The organism is Vibrio sp. 10N.222.46.A1 (genome assembly GCF_041473595.1).
GTDB classification, from domain to species: Bacteria; Pseudomonadota; Gammaproteobacteria; order Enterobacterales; family Vibrionaceae; genus Vibrio; species Vibrio tasmaniensis_A.
This window is the reverse complement of the sequence record NZ_JBFRSN010001137.1, coordinates 1-634: the sequence shown is the minus strand read 5'-3', so window position 1 is coordinate 634 and position 634 is coordinate 1. Positions and strand designations below refer to the sequence as shown.

Sequence of the window (634 nt, the reverse complement as noted above, 5' to 3'; positions counted from 1 at the left end):
AGGCATGGCCTGCCGGCAGCGTTGATTTAGAGTCTGCCTATATCTATGAACCTGATTTGATTGTTGTAGCATGGCGCGGTGGTGATTCGGCGAGAGATCAAATAGCTGAATTTAAGCAAATAGCACCAACCATTATTTTGGATTACACCGCACAATCATGGCAAGACTTGGCTTTGAGGCTTGGACAGGCGACAGGGTTAGAAGAACAAGCCCAACAAAAAATTAGCCAGTTTGAGTTGTTCGTTAACCAGAGTAAAAACAAGCTACAGATACCAGAAGGCGAAACCAATATTGTGGCGTATTTTGGACCTGGAGCTACCAATGCTATCGCTTTAGAGGATGGCGTTCATGCGGACTTGCTCACTGATCTTGGTTTTAAAATGGAAGTGCAAAATCGTCAATGGCATGACAACACCGTGCCTTTATCAGATTTTATGCGCGTCCACTTTGAACTGCTGACTCAACTTAAAGCCGATACGACATTTTTGCTAGAAGCGAGCGACGACAGCGCTAATCGATTCATGCATGACCCAATCTTGATCAACCTTCCGTCCGTCCAGAATAAACAAGTCTTTGGCCTAGGTGAGAATTCATTTCGTATCGATATGTATAGTGCCACTGAAATCGTTAACGA

1 protein-coding gene is annotated in these 634 nt (G+C 44.3%); it reads left to right on the top strand.

Annotated features, from left to right (window positions below):
• A partial coding sequence (gene fepB / locus AB4496_RS24560; protein WP_372132414.1) for a Fe2+-enterobactin ABC transporter substrate-binding protein occupies positions 1-634 on the top strand: 634 nt, incomplete at both ends.